This is a genomic window from Gammaproteobacteria bacterium (genome assembly GCA_035546635.1).
GTDB lineage: Bacteria > Pseudomonadota > Gammaproteobacteria > JAURND01 > JAURND01 > DASZWJ01.
In genome coordinates, this window is record DASZWJ010000014.1 from 24,341 (window position 1) to 30,693 (window position 6,353).

The window sequence follows — 6,353 nt, forward strand, 5'->3', positions numbered from 1 at the left end:
ATGAATACCTCCTCCATTATTTCCAGAGTCTGGAGCTTCTGTACCACCTTACGCGATGACGGTGTCGGCTACGGCGATTATCTTGAACAGCTCACTTATCTGATTTTCTTGAAGATGGCGGATGAGTATGCCAAACCGCCCTACAACCGTGATGTAGGCATACCGAAAAAATATAACTGGCAAGCGCTTACCCGTAAGAAAGGTGCTGAGCTTGAAGTTCTTTATGTTGAGTTGTTAGGTGAGCTTGGCAAACAGAAAGGTATGCTGGGCCAGATTTTTACAAAAGCTCAAAATAAAATTCAGGACCCAGCTAAGTTGTATCGCCTAATAGATATGATAGGCGGTACTCAGTGGATTATGATGGGTGCCGATGTTAAAGGCGATATTTACGAAGGACTATTAGAAAAGAATGCAGAAGATACAAAATCGGGCGCTGGACAATATTTCACACCCAGGCCATTGATTCGTGCGATAGTAGAATGCCTACGTCCTGAACCGGAAAAAACTATAGCGGATCCTGCTTGTGGTACGGGTGGATTCTTCCTAGCAGCCTATGATTTTTTGACAAACCCAGAACATTATTCACTCGACAAAGCGCAAAAAAAATTTCTTAAGCACAATACATTTTATGGTAATGAAATTGTCGCCAATACGCGTCGATTATGTTTAATGAATATGTTTTTGCATAATATCGGTGAAATTGATGGTGATAGCTTGGTTTCTCCAAATGATGCATTGATAGCAGCAAGTTCCGCTAGCTTCGATTATGTGTTGGCAAATCCACCTTTTGGTAAAAAAAGCTCCATGAGTTTTACCAATGAAGAGGGAGAGCAACAGACCGATGAACTAACCTATAACCGTCAAGATTTTTGGGCAACTACTTCAAACAAGCAACTTAATTTTGTGCAACATATTCGCACCATGCTAAAAACCACAGGCAAGGCGGCAGTCGTGGTACCCGATAATGTGCTATTTGAAGGTGGCGCCGGTGAAATTATTCGGAAAAAGCTGCTCGAAAATACCACTCTGCATACTATCCTACGTTTACCGACAGGTATTTTTTATGCCAATGGAGTTAAAGCAAACGTTTTGTTTTTTGACAACCAACCCGCTAGCCCCAATGCCTGGACTAAGGATGTTTGGTTTTATGATTACCGCACCAACATCCACCACACGCTCAAAAAAAAGCCCATGCGTTTTGAAGATTTAGCAGATTTCATTAAGTGTTACAATCCGAAGAACCCAAATAAACGCAAAGAAACTTGGCACCCTGAAAAAAATCCAGAAGGGCGCTGGCGCAAATATAGTTATAAAGAGCTAATTGCACGTGATAAAACCAGTCTTGATATTTTCTGGTTGAAGGACAAAAGTTTGACTGATTTGGATAATCTTCCTGAACCAGAGGATATCGCAGAGGAAATCATTGAAAATCTGGAAGCGAGTCTCAGTATTTTCAGAGAAGTGCTTCTTGGACTTACTAAAAAATAATACGAACGGCACCATGAGTTCATTTAGCTCTGCCCCGTTTCAGGTGCTGTGGAAGGAAATACCATATGAATTTTGATTTATCAATACTTGCTTTATTTATAGCTTCGGTTGTTCGTTTCTAGGAACTCCTGGGCCTGTCACCCTACTTGTAATTAACACCAGTTTAAAAACTGGGTTATCAGATTCCATGCGTACAATTATTGGCACAAACGCTGCTTCACTCATCTTAATCACTATATCTGCATTAGCAATACAGGGCATGATTGCTCTCGATGAGAAAGTGTTAACTGTATTAAAAATTTTTGGTTCTTTTTATTTATTATATTATGCCAATCGGCTGAAAGAAATTGAAAAGCAGTTTATTCAGTCTGAGAAAAGCGTGGAGCACCCCATCACAGAGAAAATGATGTTAGAAAAACAACTGCTGGAATTGCAAGAGCGGTTTAATCGCCTAGAGCAGCAATACACAGCAGCTGCCACCAAGCAGCATCAAGCAGAAATCGAACTAGCCATGCTAAAAGCAAAACATAAATAACCCCACCTTAAAAAACTGTTCATAAATTTTAAACAGAATGAGAGGTTATGTTATCATAACCTCCTACTCCTATTGTCCCCTATTGATGTAATTAAATTGCTTCACTTATAACTAATCATGGTAATTTTTTAATTTTTTACATATATCCATTTTTATTGGGGGGATATTATGCTGCAAATAGATTTACATTTTAAAACTCCTTCAGACAAGGAAGATTTAATTAAAGAATGTATTGGAATTGCTCAACACAATCAAATTAACTGGACAGCTGCTCATGCAGAGAAATTTGATATTTGGTTTAATGCTCATAATGAAATTTTTCAATTTGGAAAGACTGAAGATTTAGTTCAAGCCTTAGTTAATTTTGTTGAAAAAGGAATATCACCACAGGCAGTAGCTATATCATATGAAGAATTAAAAAATGCCAAAAAACTCAAGCATATTCATCGATTAGGTCAAATTTTTGAGCCTGCTGAAAAACAAATTGCGGCCATAGTCCCTGGTGTCAATAATTTATCAGATCAATTACTCCCATTAGACCATCATTGGCATGAGCAGCAACAAAGATGGCAACGCACAAAAAGTGGGCGGCTTGTCCATCTAAAGCCCAAGGGCGAACTTAAAGAAACAAAAGTTTTAGCATTCGGCAACCCGGATGATCCATCCATGCTTTATTGGCGAGACGAAAGGCAGCTAGGACATAGGTATAGAGGGACTAAATCTGAACACAAAGCAACTCATACAGTTAAAGCTAAGAGAACTGATGGCGGGAAATTTGGCAATACAACATATAATGAAAGTGGTATTGAGCTATCGCCAAATGGTAAACCTTCCCCTGGGCCGTATAAAGTAAAAGGGATGGTAGATGGTCATGGCATCCAACATAGTGACAATCAGATAAATTTAGATCCCAGCTATAATCAATTACCCGCCGATCAACATGAAGAAAATATGTATTGGGAAAATAGAGTATTTGGTCTATGGGTCAGACAAAAATATTTTGAGCATCATGTAAGAAAAAATAGTGATAAAGGCGATTGGTTATGCCAAATTAATGAATTTAAAAACTATGACCAACCTACTCAAGTAGAGACGCATGAAGGTAATGGCTATGCACCTTCTCACGTTGTTGTAGCTGATTACGTTCATATTTCAGCAAGCGTTGAACAAAGAAAACGCTTTTTTCGTTTTAATAATAGTCGCGATGCTGAGTATCGATTAGAGACTAGACAAAATGGTGACTATAGGATATCTCCTCAGGATTGGAAGGCATGGATTACAAAAGAATCCCCACACAATAATAGTCTAGGTGGTGCCACTGCCAGGGCACATGCTGATGCCAATGAAGTACCATTTGATGAGAAGTTTCCACGTGCACAAATTATTAATACTGACCTGCCTGGCTTTGATTCAGAGTTTAAATTTCGCCATACAATTCCCAATTATCAATCACCACCATCAACTCCTTATTACCTATCTGCAGCTCGTCAAGAAGAAATCCTGGCCGGTAATCCTGATAAACATTTTGAAGGGCAGCAATTAGAGACTGGTGCACACCGTACTTCATTTATAGGTTCTATTAATGAACATTCGCCTACCGAATGTAAGATTACCAAAATTTCTATAAGCCATAGTCCTCTTTGGAATCGTCGTCATGGAGATCAAATTAATCTCCCCAATTCAGATATAGAAGAGGATAAAAAGAGTCGTGACCCAGGATATATTGATCAGAGTCAGGTTGAAACACCTGTCAAAGATAAGAAAACCGGCGAAGCTAAATCCAGGCTGTCTGGGTCACCCACGGCACTAATTTCCAGTTCAGAAATTTCCTTACCAAATCCATTATTACCTGATTTAGAAAATTTCATCAATCCATTTGCTGACTACCCGATCACGCCGGATACTAAAAGTCGAATAACACCAGCTCAATCTCCAACCCAGCAATTAGTTGAGAATTCTCTATTAGACTTAATGCCAGTTGAGGATACAACGGCAGATAAAAATACTGACGATAAAAAAGTATTGGGAAAGCCCACTTTGCCAAGAATTGGCAGCTCGGATGTAGATAAAAATTCTTCCAATAAAATTATTGAAGAAACAATACTACAAATGCTATCGATGGCAATTTCTGAACCGTTGCCACCCGATGTTAGCCCTTTGCAACAAGATGATGATGAAACAGCTCCTCTTCCACCCAGACCTCCCCAAGAAAGTCCGTCGTTGGTTGCACGTTTAGCAGCCAGTTTCTTGTCATCATCATCTGCCAATATGAACAATAATTCTTCACCACCTTCAAATAATTCCCAGGCCACCTCAGTAGCGCAGAATGTTCTCCAGAGTATCCCATTACCTGCGATAACAATAGATGCTAAGGAACAAAAACGTTCTAGTTCTGGTAAAACAGAACCACCTCTACCAGGGCCATTTGGGCGATTTTTCTATCCAGCTCCAAGAGGTAGAAAAAAGCAAACCAGAGCAAGTACAATGCGTGAAGATAAAGTACACATTGCACAAACTACACCCACTGGTTTAACCTCAATATCTTCAACAATAACACAGCTAAAAAATACTGAAACTGCATCAGAAGAAGTTTCTAGCTCTGATAGTCAAGCAATATTGCCATCAATAAACACATGACTTTTTTAGCATAACTGGCCTTTCTGAAATTTATTTTACATGGTAAAAAAGTATCGCTATTGATAATAAAATTTATGGAGTAGCATGTAATGACACATACAAGTAAACTATTACATAAAAGCCTAATAGACAATGAAAATGGAATTTAAATATCTCACATACAGGGAGATCACCATGCACAAAAAAGACCTATTGAAAAAACTCAATTGGATTGAAATGGAATTAAAGAAAAATCCTAATGCGCTGTTATATCGTGATAAAGGTTTTGCTTTATTCTTTTTGGGATAGATGGAGCAAGCTCTAGCAGCCTATGATAAAGCATTAGAGTTCGATCCTAAAGATGAAGATGCACAACGTTTATGGATACTTATTTTTGAAAAACAAAAAAACATGAAGATATGCTGATGGCGTGTAATCAAACGTCCCGGCTCTCCCCTAATTAAGGGGGCATTTTAATCAAAAATAATATACCTTACTCATTGATTGGATGAGAAAAAGGAGATTAAAAATGCCCCAACGGGATTTTATCCTAAATTTGCCCGGCTTTACTATCAAAAAAGTCAGTGGTTATAACCCCTTGATATTGGACATTCATTATCGTCGCCAAGCACGATGTGTGCATTGTAATGGTAAAAATTTACGCAAAAAATCCAGCTATATTCGTAAGGTCCGACATGAAACAGTAGGTCATCGGCCAATGGTATTACGATTTACAGCTCATAAATTCTATTGCAGGCCTTGTAAACGTTATTTCAACCAACAGTTCCCTGGGATTGGCAAACATCAACGCTCGACAGAACGACTAAAGTTTGAGATTTATCATCAGCATACGGAAGGCGTATCTGCTAAATCCTTGGCTAAAACCTATCACTTAGGCAAAGCCACGTTAGAACGCTGGTATCATCAGCGTTACAAGCTAGAGCATCAAGAAAGGCTGCAACAGCAATGCCCGATGGTTCTAGGCATTGACGAACATTTTTTTAGTAAAAAGCAAGGGTTTGCGACGACATTATGCGATTTGCGTCATCATCGGATATTTGACGTAGTGAAAGGCAAATCCGCGCAAGACTTAAAAAGTTATTTATCGCAATTAAAAGGAAAAGAAAGGGTAAGAGTCATCTGTATTGATTTAAGTAGTTCTTACAGGCAATTAATCCGTCAGTATTTCCCAAATGCATTGGTGGTAGCAGATCGATTCCATGTGGTTCGTTTATTGAATCACATGTGTTTACAGACCTATCAAAGTATCGATGTGGAAATGAAGTATCAGCGCGGATTATTGGCTGCGCTAAGAACAAAACCTGAAAATCTATGTGAGAAGCGCAAGAAGAAGAGAGACGAATACCTAGAGCAACAGCCGGCGATCAAAGCGATCTATGATTTTAAACAGCAGCTACATGAGTTGTTGATGTATAAGCACCGGAAAGCAAGGCAGTGTAAACATTTAATACCCCTATTTTTAGAGCGAATAAAAGAATTAAAACAAAGCCCATTTAAGCCATTAAGGACTTTAGGCAAAACGCTCTATCAATGGCGAGAAGAAGTAGTGAGGATGTGGCGGTTTACTAAGAATAATGGAATAACAGAAGGGTTCCATCGCAAGATGAAGTTGATTCAAAGACGTGCGTATGGATTTAAAAATTTTGAAAACTACCGATTACGAGTTAGAGTGTTATGTGGTTGATGAAGTGCC

At 38.8% G+C, this 6,353-nt stretch carries 4 protein-coding genes; all 4 read left to right on the forward strand.

All coding sequences use genetic code 11. The features are described 5' to 3' along the window. The 4 genes from VHE99_02730 (at nucleotide 1) to VHE99_02745 (ending at nucleotide 6,344) form a co-directional block, all read left to right on the forward strand. Nucleotides 1-1,488: a class I SAM-dependent DNA methyltransferase gene (locus VHE99_02730; protein HVV67940.1), complete on the forward strand. Its 1,488-nt coding sequence runs from the start codon at nucleotides 1-3 to the stop codon at nucleotides 1,486-1,488. A gap of 94 nt (nucleotides 1,489-1,582) precedes the next feature. Continuing rightward, nucleotides 1,583-2,023: a LysE family transporter gene (locus VHE99_02735; GenBank protein HVV67941.1), complete on the forward strand. Its 441-nt coding sequence runs from the start codon at nucleotides 1,583-1,585 to the stop codon at nucleotides 2,021-2,023. A gap of 168 nt (nucleotides 2,024-2,191) precedes the next feature. Continuing rightward, complete coding sequence (locus VHE99_02740) at nucleotides 2,192-4,660, forward strand: hypothetical protein (protein ID HVV67942.1); 2,469 nt, start codon at nucleotides 2,192-2,194, stop codon at nucleotides 4,658-4,660. A 508-nt stretch (nucleotides 4,661-5,168) separates the two neighbouring features. Further along, nucleotides 5,169-6,344, forward strand: coding sequence for an ISL3 family transposase (locus VHE99_02745; GenBank protein HVV67943.1), 1,176 nt, complete (start codon nucleotides 5,169-5,171; stop codon nucleotides 6,342-6,344). Nucleotides 6,345-6,353 lie beyond the last annotated feature (9 nt).